Annotated in this window: 17 protein-coding genes; 14 read left to right on the plus strand and 3 right to left on the minus strand. The window is 35.4% G+C overall.

The features are described from left to right. Positions 1-261: 261 nt before the first annotated feature. Positions 262-1,182 (minus strand): MurR/RpiR family transcriptional regulator, encoded by a 921-nt coding sequence (locus tag ACTQZM_RS05320; RefSeq protein ID WP_441653112.1) that lies wholly within the window; start codon positions 1,180-1,182, stop codon positions 262-264. A gap of 172 nt (positions 1,183-1,354) precedes the next feature. Here ACTQZM_RS05320 and ACTQZM_RS05325 point away from each other — a divergent pair, with 172 nt between their 5' ends. Continuing rightward, positions 1,355-2,782, plus strand: a complete 1,428-nt coding sequence (locus ACTQZM_RS05325) for a 6-phospho-beta-glucosidase (RefSeq protein WP_171301443.1) — start codon at positions 1,355-1,357, stop codon at positions 2,780-2,782. Between the two features lie 86 nt (positions 2,783-2,868). On the opposite strand, the gene ACTQZM_RS05330 is transcribed toward ACTQZM_RS05325, so the two are convergent. Continuing rightward, a complete protein-coding gene (locus tag ACTQZM_RS05330) occupies positions 2,869-4,221 on the minus strand; it encodes an MATE family efflux transporter (protein ID WP_441653113.1) in 1,353 nt (450 codons plus the stop codon). Positions 4,222-4,311: 90 nt separating this feature from the next. Here ACTQZM_RS05330 and trxB point away from each other — a divergent pair, with 90 nt between their 5' ends. The 6 genes from trxB (at position 4,312) to ACTQZM_RS05360 (ending at position 11,497) form a co-directional block, all read left to right on the plus strand. After that, positions 4,312-5,229: a thioredoxin-disulfide reductase gene (trxB, locus tag ACTQZM_RS05335; protein ID WP_441653114.1), complete on the plus strand. Its 918-nt coding sequence runs from the start codon at positions 4,312-4,314 to the stop codon at positions 5,227-5,229. 189 nt (positions 5,230-5,418) lie between these two features. Continuing rightward, positions 5,419-7,143 carry a phospho-sugar mutase gene (locus ACTQZM_RS05340; protein WP_113784295.1) on the plus strand — a complete coding sequence of 575 codons (1,725 nt, stop codon included), beginning with the start codon at positions 5,419-5,421 and terminating at the stop codon, positions 7,141-7,143. A gap of 165 nt (positions 7,144-7,308) precedes the next feature. Beyond that, complete coding sequence (locus ACTQZM_RS05345) at positions 7,309-8,562, plus strand: homoserine dehydrogenase (RefSeq protein ID WP_441653115.1); 1,254 nt, start codon at positions 7,309-7,311, stop codon at positions 8,560-8,562. Between the two features lie 21 nt (positions 8,563-8,583). After that, a complete protein-coding gene (gene thrC, locus ACTQZM_RS05350; protein WP_087401634.1) occupies positions 8,584-9,648 on the plus strand; it encodes a threonine synthase in 1,065 nt (354 codons plus the stop codon). Continuing rightward, the gene (gene thrB / locus ACTQZM_RS05355) at positions 9,645-10,514 is read left to right on the plus strand and encodes a homoserine kinase (RefSeq protein WP_113836943.1); all 870 of its coding nucleotides are present in this window, start codon (positions 9,645-9,647) and stop codon (positions 10,512-10,514) included. Before thrC ends, thrB begins: the two co-directional genes overlap by 4 nt. A gap of 50 nt (positions 10,515-10,564) precedes the next feature. Next, positions 10,565-11,497, plus strand: a complete 933-nt coding sequence (locus ACTQZM_RS05360) for a homoserine O-succinyltransferase (protein WP_113826928.1) — start codon at positions 10,565-10,567, stop codon at positions 11,495-11,497. A 46-nt stretch (positions 11,498-11,543) separates the two neighbouring features. Here ACTQZM_RS05360 and ACTQZM_RS05365 read toward each other — a convergent pair whose 3' ends face one another. Continuing rightward, positions 11,544-12,410 (minus strand): pyruvate, water dikinase regulatory protein, encoded by an 867-nt coding sequence (locus ACTQZM_RS05365; protein ID WP_441653116.1) that lies wholly within the window; start codon positions 12,408-12,410, stop codon positions 11,544-11,546. Positions 12,411-12,562: 152 nt separating this feature from the next. Here ACTQZM_RS05365 and ACTQZM_RS05370 point away from each other — a divergent pair, with 152 nt between their 5' ends. From ACTQZM_RS05370 to ACTQZM_RS05400, 7 genes are all read left to right on the plus strand, one after another. Next, a complete protein-coding gene (locus ACTQZM_RS05370) occupies positions 12,563-13,021 on the plus strand; it encodes a Fur family transcriptional regulator (protein WP_441653117.1) in 459 nt (152 codons plus the stop codon). Between the two features lie 144 nt (positions 13,022-13,165). Beyond that, positions 13,166-13,342: a 30S ribosomal protein S21 gene (gene rpsU, locus ACTQZM_RS05375; RefSeq protein ID WP_016251878.1), complete on the plus strand. Its 177-nt coding sequence runs from the start codon at positions 13,166-13,168 to the stop codon at positions 13,340-13,342. Positions 13,343-13,371: 29 nt separating this feature from the next. Then, positions 13,372-13,818 carry a GatB/YqeY domain-containing protein gene (locus ACTQZM_RS05380; RefSeq protein ID WP_113784302.1) on the plus strand — a complete coding sequence of 149 codons (447 nt, stop codon included), beginning with the start codon at positions 13,372-13,374 and terminating at the stop codon, positions 13,816-13,818. Positions 13,819-13,968: 150 nt separating this feature from the next. Next, positions 13,969-14,925, plus strand: coding sequence for a PhoH family protein (locus tag ACTQZM_RS05385; protein ID WP_441653118.1), 957 nt, complete (start codon positions 13,969-13,971; stop codon positions 14,923-14,925). Between the two features lie 33 nt (positions 14,926-14,958). Then, the gene (locus ACTQZM_RS05390) at positions 14,959-17,160 is read left to right on the plus strand and encodes an HD family phosphohydrolase (RefSeq protein WP_441653119.1); all 2,202 of its coding nucleotides are present in this window, start codon (positions 14,959-14,961) and stop codon (positions 17,158-17,160) included. Next, the gene (gene ybeY / locus ACTQZM_RS05395) at positions 17,160-17,639 is read left to right on the plus strand and encodes an rRNA maturation RNase YbeY (protein WP_349277064.1); all 480 of its coding nucleotides are present in this window, start codon (positions 17,160-17,162) and stop codon (positions 17,637-17,639) included. The genes ACTQZM_RS05390 and ybeY overlap by 1 nt, the downstream gene beginning before the upstream one ends. Next, positions 17,623-18,033, plus strand: coding sequence for a diacylglycerol kinase family protein (locus ACTQZM_RS05400; RefSeq protein ID WP_441653120.1), 411 nt, complete (start codon positions 17,623-17,625; stop codon positions 18,031-18,033). The genes ybeY and ACTQZM_RS05400 overlap by 17 nt, the downstream gene beginning before the upstream one ends. The last annotated feature ends 10 nt before the right edge of the window (positions 18,034-18,043 follow it).

Here is an 18,043-nt window from a genome sequence, read left to right on the forward strand (position 1 = left end):
AATGTAGAAGAAAAACTGCTTAAAACCTTTCCTCAATCGCCCACACATTGTAACAGATGGCTTTAACAGCTATGCAAGGGCTACGCAAGTGGACAAGTCCACCCTTGCACAGCTCCAGCCACCTGTTAGTACATAAGCATCGATTGAAGAAAGAAAATAAAAAAAGAGAGAAAGCATTCATAAAATAACTTTCTCTCCAATTGACTTAATTGCCAACAACACTACTTGACAAAGAGCCAATAGCTTGTGGTAGTCGCTTTTTTAATTCGGTCTGAAGGAATCTTGAATTTGATAATGAATTTTTTGTTTTTCTTCTTGCATAATATTTGAGCTGCTTTGACGCGTATCAATCATTTCGCCCATTTCGAGTACATGATTTAAGTTTTGCTGATAATTGATTGAAAAATATAAACTATATAAGATATCCAATAAATAGGAGATAGAAGTATTAATTGTGAAACTAGCAATTTTCGAATAAAGTTTTTCTCGCGTCGTTAAAAAGAGGGTACAGTCGCTATGCCTAGACAATTGATTATCCCCGATACTGGTCAACGCAATGATAGGCGTATTTTTCTTTTTGAGCATTTTGGCGATATTAATGCTGGCTGAATTTTCCCCTGTATAAGAAATTAAGATAGCACAGGTATCCGGACCAGTGTTGTAGGCTTGATATAGCGTTTCACCGATTACATCCGACATTTCTACCGGACAATTCAATCGCTGCATTTTGAGCATAAAATCTTTAGCCACCATTAAGTTGCCACTGCTACCAAAGATTTTAATCTGTTTGGCATTTTTTAAAAGCTTTTTGGCTGTTTTTAATTTTTGCGGTGTCAGTAATTCAAAAGAGTCCATCAAGGTGGCACTTTCTAATTGAGCAATATTACTAGCAATTAACATTTCGTTGTCATTGGCTGAAAAAGGAAGATTGGGATCGATTTGTTGAAACCGGGCATTTAGATATTGTTGTTCTTCTTTAAATGCCTGACGTAAACTGAGCCAACCATCAAATTCTAATTTTTTGGCTAAACGAATAAAGGTAGAAGGATGGACATATAATTGATTGGCTAGCTGTGAGATGGCATATTGATCCAGGTCAAAAGGGTGTTCTTGCATGAATTGAATAATATTTTGTTCAGCAGGTGATAATTTGACCTGTTTCATTTTTTCGGATAATAACATAACTTCCTCCTTTGTTTTTCATAAGTCTATTTTAAATGATATTTACAAAAAATGCACGATTGAAAACGTATTTTGTAAATATTATTGCAGATTTTATGAATTTAGTTGTAGTTTTATTTACAAATAGGATAATAAGATTGTAAATATTATGATGAAGAAAGTAGGAATATCAATGGGATTTAGAAAAGATTTCTTATGGGGTGGCGCAACGGCTGCGAATCAATGTGAAGGAGGATACAACGAAGGTGGACGTGGATTAGCAAATGTCGATGTTGTACCAATTGGGCCAGATCGTTTTCCGGTCATCACAGGGCAAATGAAGATGTTTGATTTTGATGATCAACATTTTTATCCGGCTAAAGTGGCAATTGACATGTATCATCGCTATAAAGAAGATATTGCTTTATTTGCTGAAATGGGATTTAAAGTTTATCGTTTATCTATCGCATGGAGCCGCATTTTTCCAAAAGGGGACGAATTAGAACCAAATGAAGAGGGCTTGCAATATTACGAAGATTTATTTAAAGAATGTCAAAAATACGGGATTGAACCTTTAGTCACCATTACGCACTTTGATTGCCCAATGCATTTGATTAAAGAATATGGCGCATGGCGAAATCGTAAATTAGTTGAATTTTATGAACGCTTATGTACTGTTATCTTTAATCGCTATAAAGGCTTAGTAAAATACTGGTTAACATTTAACGAAATTAATATGATTTTACATGCACCATTTATGGGAGCTGGACTTTATTTTGAAGAAGGCGATAATCAAGAGCAAGTCAAGTACCAAGCGGCTCACCATGAATTAGTCGCTTCAGCCATTGCAACCAAGATTGCACATGAAGTTGATCCAGAAAATAAAGTAGGATGTATGTTAGCTGCAGGAGCGTATTATCCATATACTTGTAAACCTGAAGATGTTTGGGAATCTCGTAAATCTGATCGTGAAAATTACTTCTTTATTGATGTGCAAGCAAGAGGTAAATATCCAAATTATGTTCTTAAAGAATTAGAACGTAAAGGCATTAAGATTGAAATGCAGCCAGGTGATGAAGAATTATTACAAGCACATACGGTTGATTTCGTTTCATTCTCTTATTATTCAACACGTGTAGCAACTTCTGATAAATTAGAAGAAACACAAGGAAATATCTTTGCTTCAGTTAAGAATCCATATCTGAAAGCAAGTGAATGGGGATGGCAAATCGACCCATTAGGATTGCGCACGACTATGAATGATATTTATGACCGTTATCAAAAACCATTATTTATCGTTGAAAATGGTTTAGGGGCGGTTGATACACCTGATGAAAATGGCTATGTTGAAGATGATTATCGAATTGATTATTTAGCTAAACATATTCAAGCGATGAAAGATGCCGTTGAAATTGATGGTGTTGATTTATTAGGTTACACGACATGGGGTTGTATCGACTTAGTTTCTGCTGGTACTGGGGAAATGAAAAAACGTTACGGCTTTATCTATGTGGATCGTGATAATGAAGGAAACGGTACATTAAAACGTACGAAGAAGAAATCCTTTGACTGGTACAAAAAAGTGATTGCATCCAATGGTGAAGACTTAAGTAATGAATAATATAAAAAGGAGCGGCTCTGATGTGACCCCCAAAAGTCTAACTTTTGGGGGTCACATCACTCGTTAATTGGGCTGCTCCTTTATTTTTATGTATTGATGATCGATTTTTTACGCCAAGTTCCATGACGCCAACGATGAATCATTAATATTGCGCGCAAAGATTCGTCTATCGCATAAGCAATCCAAACACCTACTAAACCAAAATTTACCACGATAGCTAGCAAATAGGAAAATGGTAAACTGATTAGCCATAGGACGGTCAGACTACAAAACAGTGGAAACTTGACATCACCACTAGCATTTAGCGAGCCGACTAGTGTCATATTGACGGCACGTGCTGCTTCAAGAACAATTTCAACTAAAAAGACCCAACGTGCAATATCGATAATTTCTTGATTATTGGTAAAGATATGCATAATTGGCTGAATGAAAAGAAAAGTAATGACACAAATCAAAGTAGAGATTGCGACATTTTGCCATGTTGAACGCATGCCACGTTGATAAGCACGATCAAATTCTTGCGCTCCTACACGTCGACCGATAATAATCTGATTACCCTGACTTAAAGCCGCTGCTGTTAAAAAGACGAATTGCGTAATAGCAGCAACATAGGATTTAGCAATTAAGACATTTGCCCCTAAAGAAGCAACTATCATCGTAACCACTACTTGTGCCCCTTGATAGGAAACTGATTCACCAGAAGAAGGTAAGCCCAATTTTAATATTTGTTTTAGTTTAGCGATAGAAATCTTATGGATACGTGAAGAAAATAGCTCATAACCCACATATTTTTTTAGTAAGCGATGCGCGACATTAAAAGCAATAAAATTACTGAATAATGCTGAAAAAGCCAAACCTTCAACGCCAAGATGTGGTAGTCCAAATGGCGAAAATAGGGCAAGATAATTTCCGATAACTGCTAAAAAACTAGCAGACATTGGAATTAACAGTGCTTGTTTGGTGTATCCATGTGTTCTCAAGCTTGCTACCATTATGGCATTGACAGCTGCGATAAATACACCACCACCATAAATCTTTGCATAAGGTAGACCAATTTGAATGACTTCAGCAGGTAAATTCATAAATCCTAACAATTTTTCAGGAAAAAAATAAAAACAAATGCTTAGAATTAATCCAATCGCTAATCCAGCAAAAATAGCAGTATTGATGATTTCGGGAATTTCTCGATTCTTTTTAGCGCCAATAAATTGGGCAATCATAATTTGTGTACCAATTGTGACAAATCCATAAATGTAGACAGATAAACTTAATAATTGGTTGGTAGCCCCTACACTGGCAACGGCAACTTCATTGAATTGTGAAATCATCCAGACATTAATATTTCCAATAATAACAACCATTAATAATTCCACGAATATTGGCCAACTTAGAAAGATTAATTCACGGTCCGAAGCATGAAAATTCATTTTACTTGTCAAAATATTTTCCCTCCTTTATAGTGGAGATAGTTTCTTATAAACGAATAAGATTATACTACTATATATTAGAAAGTAAAGGGGTTTCTTTAAATGAAATACGATTGTATAATTATTGGTGCAGGACCGGCTGGTATGACGGCTGCTTTATATGCTGCACGTGCAAACCTTAAAACATTATTATTGGAAAGAGGAATTCCTGGAGGACAAATGAACAACACTGCCGAGGTGGAAAATTATCCAGGTTTTGATTCAATTTTAGGTCCTGATTTAGCCTTAAAAATGTATGATGGTATCAATCAATTTGGTGTTGAACACGGCTATGGTAATGTAGTAGAAGTAAAAGATCACAAGGATTATAAGGAAGTTATCACTGATGATGCAACTTATGAAGCCAAAGTTGTGATCATTGCAACTGGTTGTGAGCATCGAAATTTAGAAGTTCCTGGAGAAGCAGAATATTCTGGTCGTGGGGTTTCTTATTGTGCAGTATGTGATGGGGCATTTTTCCGAAATAAAAAATTAATTGTTGTTGGTGGTGGTGATTCTGCAGTTGAAGAAGCCATTTATTTAACCCAATTTGCGGATGAAGTGAAGATTGTTCACCGTAGAGATGCTTTGCGTGCTCAAAAAATCATTCAAGACCGTGCCTTTGCAAATGAAAAAATTTCATTTATTTGGGATAGTGTTGTTGAAGAAATTAAAGGTGATGATCAAAAAGTTACCGGTGTTCAAATCAAAAATGTTAAGACTGGTGAAACTTATGAAGAAGCTGCAGATGGCGTGTTCATTTATGTTGGATTAATTCCTTTAACACAAGCATTCACTTCTTTAGGGATTACCGATGATGCTGGTTGGATTGTAACTGATGAACGCATGCAAACGAAAATTCCAGGTATCTTAGCTTGTGGGGATGCGCGTCAAAAACACTTGCGACAAATTACCACTGCAGTTGGCGACGGCGGAATTGCGGGGCAACAAGCTTATCAATATATTGAAGAAAATAAATGACGATTAAAAATGAAACTTCTAGTTTATGATGCTAGAAGTTTTTTTGTTTTCAGAAATGATTTCTGAAAATATATAGCATTTTCATTTTTATAACATTTGCTTTTTGTCTGTTCATCTTTTTGTAATAATGTTATAATATTACCGAGAATTCCCTCTCGAAATCTTGAATCTTAAAAAGAGGTGTTTTGTATGTCTTGGGAACAAGTCTATGAACAATGGAAGAAAAAAGAGGATTTAGAAGCTCATTTAAGCGAACAATTAGCTGAGTTAGCAGACAATCCAAAAGAATTGGAAGATGCCTTTTACGCGCCTTTAGAATTTGGTACTGCCGGTATGCGTGGAATCTTAGGACCTGGGATTAACCGTATGAATATTTATACTGTCCGTCAAGCAACAGAAGGTCTCGCAAGATTTATGAACACACAAGACCCTGAAACGCGTAATCGTGGGGTAGCTATTTCTTATGATTGCCGTCATTACTCTCCTGAATTTGCGATGGAAGCAGCAAAAACTTTAGCAAAACATGGTATCAAATCTTATGTCTTTGAAAGTTTACGTCCAACACCTGAACTTTCATTTGCAGTACGTTACTTAAAAACCTTTACTGGTATCATGATTACTGCTTCACATAATCCAGCAAATTATAATGGATATAAAGTATATGGTGAAGACGGTGGACAAATGCCACCACAAGATGCAGATGCAGTAACAAAATTTGTTCGTGAAGTAGAAGATCCACTTGAAGTAGTTGTTTTATCAGAAGAAGAAGCAAAACACAGTGGTTTGATTAATATTATTGGTGAAGAAGTTGATAATGCTTATCTAAAAGAGGTAAGTAAAGTAACTATCAATCATGAATTGGTAGCTGAAATGGGTAAAGAATTAAAACTAGTTTTCACACCATTACATGGTACTGGTAAGATGCTAGGTGAAAAAGCCTTGAAACAAGCTGGCTTTGAAAAATTTGTCATCGAACCTTCACAAGCTGTTGCTGACCCTAACTTTAGTACAGTTAAATCACCAAATCCTGAAGAACATTCTGCCTTTGAATATGCAATGAAACTAGGGAAAAAAGAAGATGCCGACTTATTGATCGCGACTGACCCTGATGCCGATCGACTAGGTGCAGCTGTTAGAATGCCAAATGGCGAATATCAAGTGTTGACTGGTAATCAAATTGGCGCGATTATGACTCAATATATTTTAACTGCTCATAAAAATGCAGGTACATTAAAAGAAAATGCGGCTATTGTGAAGTCAATCGTATCAAGTGAATTACCTGCAGCGATTGCTAAGAGCTTTGGTGTGACGACATTTAATGTATTAACTGGTTTCAAATTTATTGCTGAAAAGATTCAGTTGTTTGAAGATACTGGGTCAAATACCTTTATGTTTGGATTTGAAGAAAGTTATGGCTATCTTGTAAAATCATTTGTACGTGATAAAGATGCCATTCAAGCCTTAGTGTTATTAGCAGAAGTAGCGGCCTTTTATAAGAAGCAAGGTAAGACATTATATGATGCCTTACAAGAGATTTTTGCTGAATTTGGTTACTATGCAGAAAAAACCATCTCTGTGACTATGAGTGGTTTAGAAGGTGCTGCTAAGATTAAAGCGTTGATGGCTACTTTCCGTGAAAAGGCACCAACTCATTTTGCTGATGTTGCGGTTGAAGTAACAGAAGATTTCCAAGCATTAACAAAAACACATGTCGATGGTACGGTTGAAAAATTAACTACTCCGCCATCTAATGTATTGAAATATATTTTGGCTGATGAAAGCTGGATTGCTGTACGTCCATCTGGTACTGAACCTAAGATTAAATTCTATATTGGGGTTAAAGCAGAATCTAGTGAAGCAGCAGCCCAAAAAATTAAAGATTTACAAGCAGCTATTGAAGAATTGACTGCATAATCTTTGACTGAAAGACTCATCTATCATAGGTGGGTCTTTTTTTTATACATTTTATAGCAACTTGCCTCAAAATAGACTATTGCTTTCCTTGTCAAATTTTGATAGACTAGAATAAAAAATTATGAGAAATACATGAATAAATTCTAATTCAAGTAAGGAGCAATTATGGATAAGACGTTAAATGTTGGCTTACTAGGCTTAGGTGTCGTGGGTGGCGGTGTCGTTGAAGTGCTAGCTAGGCAACAAGAAAAAATACAAAAGGAAACTGGTGTCAAGATTCAGATTACCAAATGTTTAGTCCGTGTGGGTGAAGATAAATCACAAATAGCCCAAAAATATGGCTTTCAATTAGTAACAGACATTAATGAAATAATGAGCGATTCAACGATTGATGTCGTAGTAGAATTGATTGGTAAGGTTCATCCAGCAAAAGAATTTATTACGCAAGCACTTAATAGTAAAAAACATGTTGTAACTGCGAATAAAGACTTAATTGCCCAACATGGTGTGGAATTAAATGAATGTGCTGCAACAAATCAAGTCTCTTTGTTCTATGAAGCAAGTGTAGCAGGCGGTATTCCTATTTTACGTACGATAACCAATAACTATTTAGCTGATGATATTACAAATGTACTAGGAATCGTGAATGGTACAACCAATTACATGTTAACAAAAATGCTTGAAGAAGGTCTGAGTTATGATGAGGCATTAAGTAAGGCACAAGCATTAGGATTTGCAGAATCAGACCCTACGAATGACGTTGATGGCATTGATGCTGCTTATAAGATGGTGATTCTTTCACAATTTGCCTATGGTATGGATGTTAGTATGGATGATTTAACGATTGAGGGGATTCGCCAAGTAACGCCTGATGATGTCTCTTTTGCACAAAAAGCTGGTTATGAAATTAAATTAATTGGTCGAAGCAAATATGTAAATGGCGCTATTGAGGTAAGTGTTGGACCATGTTTTGTGGCAAATGCGCATCCTTTAGCCTCGATAAAAAATGAATATAATGGTGTCTATATTGAAAGCACCGGTATTCATCGTTCTATGTTTTATGGACCAGGGGCGGGTGCTTTACCAACAGCGACAAGTGTAGTTTCTGATTTGGTAGCTATTGCCAATAATTGTCAAAAAAATTTACCGGCACCATTGTTTAATAATTATCACCGAAAAACACAATTATTGGATGACGCACATAGCATTGATTGTTACTATATGGATATCCAGACGACTCATTTAGAGAAAATAAAAGAAAAACTATCTGGATACACGATTTGTAACCAGCATGCGACAACTGATGCGTATCAGGTAATTCTTGAAAAAATTGCTAAAGATCAATTAAAAGAATTAGTGAATCAATTGATGGAAGATGCTGAAATGATACGTGTGATGAAAGTAATTGAAAATAATTAACCCTTGAGGAGGAAAATAAGAATGAATCGCTATGAAGGATTACTAAAACGATATAAGGAATATTTACCAATCACTGACAAAACGCCAATGATTTCTTTATGTGAAGGGAACACACCATTAATTCCCCTTCAAAATTTATCTAAAGAATTAGGAATTACACTATATGGAAAATATGAAGGTCTAAATCCAACCGGTTCCTTTAAAGACCGTGGTATGGTAATGGCAGTAGCAAAAGCCGTTGAAGAAGGAGCTAAAGCGATTGTTTGTGCTTCAACTGGTAATACGAGTGCTGCTGCGGCTGCATATGGTACACGTGCAGGTATCAAAGTGTATGTCGTGATTCCTGATGGTAAGATTGCGATGGGAAAACTTGCTCAAGCTATTGCATATGGTGCAGATATCATTTCCATTCCAGGTAACTTTGACGAAGCATTGAAGGCTGTTCGTGACATTGCTAAAACTGAAAAAGTGGCTTTAGTCAACTCGGTCAACCCATATCGGTTAGAAGGTCAAAAAACAGCGGCTTTTGAAATTTGTGAACAGTTAGGCTTTGCACCAGATGTCTTAGCTATTCCAGTGGGAAATGCAGGAAATATTTCTGCTTATTGGAAAGGATTTAAAGAATGGCATGAAGTTAAAGGCACTTCACTACCAAGAATGCATGGCTTTGAAGCACAAGGAGCAGCAGCAATCGTTCGAGATCAAGTGATTGAAAACCCTGAAACAATTGCAACTGCGATTCGAATTGGTAATCCAGCAAGTTGGCATCTTGCTACAGCGGCACGTGATGAATCGAATGGCTATATTGATGAAGTCACTGATGAAGAAATTCTAAATGCTTATAGAAAAGTTGCTGCGATGGATGGTGTATTTGTAGAACCAGGGTCAGCAGCATCATTAGCTGGTGTGATTAAACATGTAAAAGCAGGTAAAATTAAACCTGGTGAAACTGTAGTGACTGTCTTTACTGGAAATGGATTAAAAGACCCAGATACAGCAATTCATGAAGTACATGCTGATATTCATAAGATGGCAGATGTAGAGGAAATGCGTCTTCATATGCGTGCTGGGGTGGAAAAACTATGAAAATTCAGGTGCCTGCCACTTCTGCAAATTTAGGACCAGGATTTGATTCTTGTGGGATTGCCCTTGCAAAGTATTTGGTTATTGAGGTACTTAAGCCGCAAGAAAAATGGGAAATTGTCCACCATTTAGGTCCTGAGATTCCAAGTGATGAAAATAATTTATTGATTCAAACTGCCTTAAGTATTGCACCTTATCTTGTTCCTCATAAGTTAAAAATGATTTCTGATATTCCTTTAACCCGTGGCTTAGGTAGTAGTTCTTCAGTCATTATTGCAGGAATTGAATTGGCAAATCGGTTAGCCAATCTTAACTTATCTGAAGCAGAGAAGCTAAATATTGCGACTAAAATAGAAGGGCATCCAGATAATGTGGCTCCGGCGATTTACGGAGATTTTGTGGTTGCTTGTTATGATGAACAACAAGAACAAGTTTTATCAGTCAAACATTATTTTCCTGAATGTGATATTATTGCCTATATTCCAGAAAGCGAGTTAGCTACTAAACAATCGCGCAGTGTTTTACCTGAAACTTTTTCATTTAAAAATGCTGTAAAGGCAAGTGCTATTAGCAATGTGATGATTGGTGCGATTATTAATGGTAATCTTGATTTAGCTGGAGAATTGATGGGACGTGATTTATTCCATGAGCATTATCGGGAAAAATTAGTGCCTCATCTATCTACAATTCGTCAAATATGTCTGGAAGAAAATGCCTATGGTTGTTTCTTAAGTGGTGCTGGACCTACAGTATTAGTTCTTACACCACAGGAAAATAGTAGTCGTATTATGACACATTTACAATCAATGGACACCCATGCGCAAGTGGAATTATTATCTATTGATCGTGAAGGTGTTCAAGTGTACTAATCTTAACGGACTAATCAATTTGGTTAGTCCGTTTTTTAAGGGGGAGCAAAATGCCAATTAAGTTAACCAAAGGATTTCCAGCGGCTGAGCAATTGGCCAAAGAGGATATCTTTGCAATAGAATATCAAAGAGCGACTCACCAAGACATTCGGCCGCTAAAACTATTATTATTAAATTTAATGCCTAATAAAATAAAAACAGAATTACAATTTTTACGATTAATCAGTCAAAGTCCGCTACAAATTGATTTAGACTTTTTAAAGATGGCTACTCATGAGTCGAAAAATGTGAGTCCTAACCATTTAGATAAGTATTATTTGTCATTTACAGAAATTGAAGATTCTTGTTATGATGGGATGATTATCACCGGTGCGCCAGTTGAAAAAATGCCTTTTGAAGAGGTAGACTATTGGAATGAATTGACTCAAATCATGGAATGGAGTAAAGATCATGTAACTTCTGTCATACATATATGCTGGGGTGCACAGGCGGGATTATATTATCATTATGGGGTAGAAAAAACCTTATATGATAAAAAGCTTTTTGGTATATATCCTCAAGAATTATTGTTAAATCATCGCTTATTTCGTGGTTTTGATGATATATTTTATGGCCCGCAATCACGTTATACCGGAATTAATGAAGCACAGATTGATGAGAAACAACTTCGCATTGTAGCGGCGGATGAAGAAATCGGTGCAACCATTTTAATTTCTCAAGATGATCATGATATTTTTTTACTGGGCCATTTTGAATATGATACGGAATCGTTAAAAGAAGAATATTTGCGTGATCAAGAAAAAGGATTAGATACGGCACTACCAGTGAACTATTTTAAAAATGATCAAGTTGAGAATCGCATCTATAATTGTTGGCGAGGAAATGCCTATTTACTTTACCATAATTGGATGAATGATGTATATCAAATGACACCTTTTGAACTTTCCGAGATACCGAATGTGTTAGCACAGAGAAGAAAATAGCGAAAAATGAGCCTCAAACTTCCAGTGGGTTTGAGGCTTTATTAGGTTACATATATTGATTACCTTGAGAATCACTATCTGTAATAAAGTAGCTATGATCTTCAAGATTTAGTTCACTTAAAATCATTGACGCTGTTTCTTCGATAGATAAAGTAGCAACATTGATGACGACACAGCCTAATTTTTTATAAAGCTTATTGGCAAATTCTAATTCTTCTTTGATTTTGTCGATGTCTGAATAAGCAGTATCTGGATCAAGCCCATATGCGCGCATTCTTTCTTTACGAATACCATTTAATACAGCTGGATCATTTGTTAATCCAACAATTTTCTTTGGATCAACTTGCCATAGCTGTTCTGGAATTTGTGCTTGCGGAACGAGTGGTAGGTTCGCAACTTTCAAGTTTTTATTTGCTAAGAAAAGTGAAAGTGGGGTTTTTGAAGTTCTTGATACCCCTAGCAAAACGATATCGGCTTTTAGGAAACCTTTTGGATCTTTACCATCATCATATTTAACAGCAAATTCCATTGCTTTAATACGTTTAAAGTAATTTTTATTTAAATGATGAAGGGCACCAGGTTCTCCGGTAGGTTTGACACCTGTTCGTTTAGCCACTTCTTCAACTGGCGGTGTCAATACATTCATGCTGTATAGATTATTCTCTTCACAAAAATCTTGCGTCAATTGTACTAAATCTGGATTTATTATGGTGTATATAACCATCGCATTTAGTGACTTAGCATCGTTTAAGGCTAGATTTAAAGCCTCTTGATTTTGGATGAAAGTACGACGAATTAATTCAAAATCCACGGTTGGATATTGTGCCATAGTTGCTTGTGCTAATTTTGAAGCGGTTTCGCCGGCTGAATCTGAAATGACGAAGATGGTAATATTTTTATTGTTTTCGCTCATATGTTGACCTCTTTTCGCATATTTTTCTAAATTATATCATATTTTATAGTCGGAAAGTCAGTATTTTGTCAGAAAGTATTTATAATATTTGTTCGTCGAAATGCTTGAAAGAGTATGCTATAATAAGTTGATTAGAAATTGGGAGGATAAAAATGCAAAGTCAAGATGTGGTTCAAAAAGCACTAGCAGTTACAAAGGAAAATGGTTTAAAATACACGAAAAAACGAGAGGCATTAATTCGCTTTTTAGCAGATAAAAACCGCTATGTTTCCGCTCGTGAAGTACATGAATATATGAATGAATTATTCCCAGGTTTGAGTTATGATACCGTTTATCGTAATTTACATGATTTTTCGGAATTGGGAATTTTTGAAGAAACTGATTTTAATGCTGAAATGAAGTTTAGGTTACATTGTTCATTAATGGGTGCCGACCATCACCATCATCATTTTATATGCAAATATTGTGGTAAAACAAAAGAATTGAAAATGTGTCCGATGGATTTCTTTAAAGAGCAACTAGCTGGTTGTAAAATTGAAGGCCATCGTTTTGAAATATACGGCATGTGCGAAGAATGTAGTAAAAACCAATCAATACAGACTGAAAATTAGTCGTAAAAAGTGATTGAATCTTTCTAAATTCACTTGACATTGGTTTGGAACTTAGCTATAATTCCAAAAGGACAATGTTTTTTTAAGAAAGTAAATTTCGATAACAAAAACGGTTACTTTTTAAGCTCGGAGGGAGGGATTTACATGTCAAAAACAGTGGTTCGCAAAAATGAATCTCTTGACGATGCTCTTCGTCGCTTCAAACGTTCCGTGTCTAAAGCTGGTACTTTACAAGAATCTCGCAAACGTGAATTCTATGAAAAACCAAGTGTTCGACGCAAGAAAAAATCTGAAGCTGCTAGAAAACGTAAAAAATACTAATCTAGTAGTAAAGAAATGGAGCTGGTAGTGTGTCACTACTAAGTACTTTGAACGATGATATGAAGACGGCGATGAAAGCAAAAGATAAAGAAGCTTTACAAGTGATTCGCATGTTGAAAGCATCGATTCAAAATGAACAAATCAAGGCTGGCCATGAATTAAATGCAGATGAAGAACTTACTGTGTTGTCTCGTGAAATGAAACAACGACGTGATGCTCTTTCTGAATTTGTACAAGCAGGCCGTGAAGATTTAGTTGAAAAAGTTAAAGTTGAGATTGCAATTGTTGAAAAATATTTACCAAAACAATTAACCGAAGAAGAAATTCGCAAAATTGTTTCAGAAGCAATTGATAAAGTTCAAGCAACTTCTGCAAAAGAATTTGGTAAGGTTATGGGTGCTGTAATGCCTTTAGTCAAAGGAAAAGCAGACGGTAATCAAGTGAATGCAATTGTTAAAGAATTGCTAAATAAGTAATACTCAATGTCATTAACAGCTAGAATTACTCTAGCTGTTTTTTTATTTTATTAATATTTTTGAATAGGGAGTCCAATGGGGAATTATCGAAATTTTTTTTATTGTATGCTATAATTATGGATAATCATGAAGTGATTAGGAGGAGTTTGCTTGGTAGAGCGCAAAAAAACAGTAGATTTGAATTTTGATGACCAAATTGATTTGGGTTTACTCTATGGTACACATGACAAACATATGCAATTAATTGAGGAACAACTCCCTGTTATTATACGTACCCGTGGTGAAATGTTGCAAATTGAAGGGGAAGAATTAGCTGTCGATGAAGCAAAATTAGTGATTGATTCTTTGATTGAATTAATCCGCCGTGGTTTACCAATTCATACACCAGATGTTGTTACGGCGTTGAATATGCTTAGAAGAGGGAATCTTGATGAATTTATTCAACTATATGAACAAGAATTAATAAAAACACGTAAAGGTCAAGTTGTTCGGGTGAAAAACCGTGGGCAACATCATTATGTAGAAGCAGTGAAAAGCCATGATGTTGTTTTCGGTATTGGTCCAGCTGGTACAGGAAAGACGTTCTTGGCTGTTGTTTTGGCTGTATTAGCGCTAAAAAAGGGTGAAGTACAAAGAATTATCTTAACCCGTCCTGCTGTAGAAGCTGGAGAGAGTTTAGGTTTTTTACCTGGAGACTTAAAAGAAAAAGTGGATCCTTATCTACGTCCAGTTTATGATGCTTTACACCAAATTTTTGGCGTTGAACATACGACACGCTTAATTGAACGTGGAGTGATTGAAATCGCGCCATTAGCTTATATGCGTGGTAGAACATTAGATGATGCTTTTGTCATTTTAGACGAAGCTCAAAATACGACTATTTCGCAGATGAAGATGTTTTTAACACGTTTAGGTTTTCATTCAAAAATGATTATTAATGGTGATACTTCACAAATTGATTTACCACGTGGCGTTACAAGTGGACTACTTCATGCACAGAAGACACTTGCAAAAATTGATCAGATTCAATTTGTATATTTTGATGCAAGTGATGTGGTTCGTCATCCAATTGTTGCTCAGATTATTAAAGCGTATGAGCAAAAATAAATAGACAGATAATTTCTTTATGGAGGTGAGATAATGCTAGTTGAACCGTTTTGGAAAATATATCAAAAAATTGGGAAGTTCTTTTTACCACTTCTATTCTTACTATTCTTCATCTGCTCTTTTTTAGTGATTTTTACAAGTGTGAGGACAAAGAGTATCCATTATTATGAAGGACAGGTAGTGGAAGAAAGTATTCGAGCAAATAAAACCATTGAGAATACAGAGGCAACAAAAAAACGTAGACAAATTGCGGCTGAAGCAGTTACCCCTGAATATACATTTCAAGAAGATATTGCCAAACAACAATATCAATATGTCAATCGCTTGTTTGAATTGGTAAAAAAAGTTGAAAAAAATGCGCAAGGAAAGTATCAAGAAGCTTTAGAAAATCAAAAATCAGGGGATGTTGCACCTAGTATTTCAATTGCAGATGAGATAATTGATTTGAAGAAACAGTTTGAATCACTAGATGCCGATAGTTTAACTTTTTATCAAAATTTTGATGATACTTTTTATAAAGAGCTTTTTTCCACTTCAAATGAAGAGCTAAATGAAGTCCAATCCTTAAGTTTAAAATTTATTGATCAAGAATTTAAGAAGCAAATTAAAGAAGCGGATGTCACGGCAATTTTAAAAGAATTAAATCAGCAAGTGAATGAACTTAAAACAACGGATATTTCCAAAAATTTAGTGAAGACTATTTTATCTAAAGCAATTGTGCCTAACTCTTTTTTAAATGAGAAAAAAACAGAACAATTACGGCAAAAAGCGAGAGATGATGTCCAACCTGTGATGATTTATCAAGGGGAAATTATTGTACGCGAAGGTTCACAAATTGATGCCGCTGCGATGGAAAAATTAAAATTATTAGGTTTAACCAATCGACGTGGTTCAATTTTCCCAATGGTTGCCTTGATTTTGGTTATTATTTTACAGCTAATTGTGTTATATAGCATTACTTGTCAAGAAAAAGATTTAAAACGTCGCATTATCAAAATTGTTTTTTATCTGTTGATGATGTTTATTTCAATCGTTGTTATGAAGACCATTCAAGTGATTCAAGATGAGGCGATATCCTATTTATCACTCCTTTATCCAGCGATGTTTACCCCATTTGCTATCAATGTATTGCTTGAACGACGTCTAGCTATTGTCGCAGCTTTATTCCAAGTCATATTACTGAATTTCATTTTCTATGATGCGATTGGGACAAGTGTAGTAACCATTATTGTGATTGCTTATCTATTTGCCGGTTTAATGGGTACGCTGTTGAAACGACATAATCTATATAACCAAAGACTACAGGCGATGCTTTTAGCTTTAGGCTTTCCTTTCTTTATGAATGTGATTGTTGTTATCATGCAAGGAATGAGCTTTTCTGATACGAAAACCTATTTAACACTTATTTGTGGCTTTATTGGAAATGCTATTTCATTATTATTAATGGTTGGTTTATTCCCGTATATCGAGCTTTTAGTCTCTGATGATAGTATGATTGTACTAAATGAGCTAAGTAATCCAAATCATCCATTATTAAAACAACTCCTAGAAGAAGCGCCAGGTACGTATCATCACAGTATGATGGTAGCTAATTTGAGTGCTAATGCTGTGGCTGCGATTAATGGTCGTAGTTTGCTTACACGAGTTGCTTGTTACTATCATGATATTGGTAAGTTAAAACACGCCAATTTCTTTGTTGAAAATTTACCACATGGTGCAGAAAATCCCCATAATTTCTTACTCCCTGAAGACAGTAAGCAAATTATTTTTGGTCATGTCATTGATGGTGCTAAAATATTAGAACAATATCATATGCCACAAATGGTTATTGACATTTGTAACCAACACCATGGGACTACCTTGATGAAGTTTTTCTATGTGAAAGCCAAAGAACGTGATCCCCAAACCAAGGAAAGTGATTACCGTTATCCTGGTCCCAAGCCTCAGACTAAGGAGGCTGCCGTTGTAAGTATTGCCGATAGTTGTGAGGCGGCTGTCCGTGCGATGGATCATCCAAGTAATGAAAAGATTCAAAAATTTGTTCATCAATTAATTGAATCACGAATTTTAGATGGTCAATTGAACGAATCAGGTGTGACATTAAATGAATTAGCCATTATCGAAAAATCCATTGTGAATGGTTTATGCAGTACGTTCCACTCAAGAATTAAATATCCTAAAATGGAATCAGAAGCTAAAAGTATGAAAGAAGAACAAGAAAGAAGAGAGAACTAATGGAGATTACCTTTATTGATGAACAACATTTATTAACTGAGGAAAAAATAAATGAAATTGCTGATTTATTAGATTTCGCAGGTGATTATTTGAAGTTAAGTCCTGATACAGAAATGTCGGTAACCTTCATGAACAATGCAGAAATTAGAGAAATTAATCGTGATTATCGAAATAAAGATCAAGCGACAGATGTTATCAGTTTTGCTTTAGAAGATGAAGGAGAAGGCGAATTAGCTATCATTTTTGATGAAGAGGAAGCCTTTGATTTACCTAGAAACATTGGCGATATTATGATTTCTGTCGAGCGTGCAAAAGAGCAAGCAGAAGAATACGGTCATAGTTTTGATCGTGAATTAGGTTTTTTAGCAGTACATGGTTTTTTACATCTCAATGGTTATGATCATATGACCCCCGAAGATGAGAAAGAGATGTTTACTTTACAAGAGGATATTTTAACTGCCTATGGACTTAAAAGATAGAAAACCCAATGAAAAAAATATTTCAAAGAATAAGCATTTCATCTATTCATTAGACTTTGCGATTACTGGTTTAAAAACAGCCTTCAAGGATGAACGTAATTTTCGTTTTCATTGTTTTGCTTTAGTGGTTGTTTGTATTTTAGGCGTTGTAATGCGTTTGAGTGTCATTGAATGGATTTGGATTTTATTGAGTGCCACACTAGTGATTGTAATGGAACTGGTGAATACCTCTTTAGAAAATTTAGTTGATATGATAACCAATTACCATTTTCATCCTTTAGGTAAAAAAGTAAAGGATATGGGAGCGGGCCTAGTTTTAGTGCAAGCAATTTTTGCATTAATTGTTGGATTATTAATCTTTGGGCCAAAGTTTTATGATTTGATATTTCATTAATGAAGAAAGG

The sequence above is a fragment of the Enterococcus cecorum genome (genome assembly GCF_052119425.1).
Classification (GTDB): Bacteria; Bacillota; Bacilli; order Lactobacillales; family Enterococcaceae; genus Enterococcus_E; species Enterococcus_E cecorum_C.

What these genes read in the sequence shown, in the direction of transcription:
- ACTQZM_RS05320 (WP_441653112.1), bottom strand. Translation starts at nt 1,182, where the DNA reads ATGTTATTATCCGAAAAAATGAAACAGGTCAAATTATCACCTGCTGAA.
- ACTQZM_RS05325 (WP_171301443.1), top strand. Translation starts at nt 1,355, where the DNA reads ATGGGATTTAGAAAAGATTTCTTATGGGGTGGCGCAACGGCTGCGAAT.
- trxB (WP_441653114.1), top strand. Translation starts at nt 4,312, where the DNA reads ATGAAATACGATTGTATAATTATTGGTGCAGGACCGGCTGGTATGACG.
- ACTQZM_RS05340 (WP_113784295.1), top strand. Translation starts at nt 5,419, where the DNA reads ATGTCTTGGGAACAAGTCTATGAACAATGGAAGAAAAAAGAGGATTTA.
- ACTQZM_RS05345 (WP_441653115.1), top strand. Translation starts at nt 7,309, where the DNA reads ATGGATAAGACGTTAAATGTTGGCTTACTAGGCTTAGGTGTCGTGGGT.
- thrC (WP_087401634.1), top strand. Translation starts at nt 8,584, where the DNA reads ATGAATCGCTATGAAGGATTACTAAAACGATATAAGGAATATTTACCA.
- thrB (WP_113836943.1), top strand. Translation starts at nt 9,645, where the DNA reads ATGAAAATTCAGGTGCCTGCCACTTCTGCAAATTTAGGACCAGGATTT.
- ACTQZM_RS05360 (WP_113826928.1), top strand. Translation starts at nt 10,565, where the DNA reads ATGCCAATTAAGTTAACCAAAGGATTTCCAGCGGCTGAGCAATTGGCC.
- ACTQZM_RS05365 (WP_441653116.1), bottom strand. Translation starts at nt 12,410, where the DNA reads ATGAGCGAAAACAATAAAAATATTACCATCTTCGTCATTTCAGATTCA.
- ACTQZM_RS05370 (WP_441653117.1), top strand. Translation starts at nt 12,563, where the DNA reads ATGCAAAGTCAAGATGTGGTTCAAAAAGCACTAGCAGTTACAAAGGAA.
- rpsU (WP_016251878.1), top strand. Translation starts at nt 13,166, where the DNA reads ATGTCAAAAACAGTGGTTCGCAAAAATGAATCTCTTGACGATGCTCTT.
- ACTQZM_RS05390 (WP_441653119.1), top strand. Translation starts at nt 14,959, where the DNA reads ATGCTAGTTGAACCGTTTTGGAAAATATATCAAAAAATTGGGAAGTTC.
- ybeY (WP_349277064.1), top strand. Translation starts at nt 17,160, where the DNA reads ATGGAGATTACCTTTATTGATGAACAACATTTATTAACTGAGGAAAAA.
- ACTQZM_RS05400 (WP_441653120.1), top strand. Translation starts at nt 17,623, where the DNA reads ATGGACTTAAAAGATAGAAAACCCAATGAAAAAAATATTTCAAAGAAT.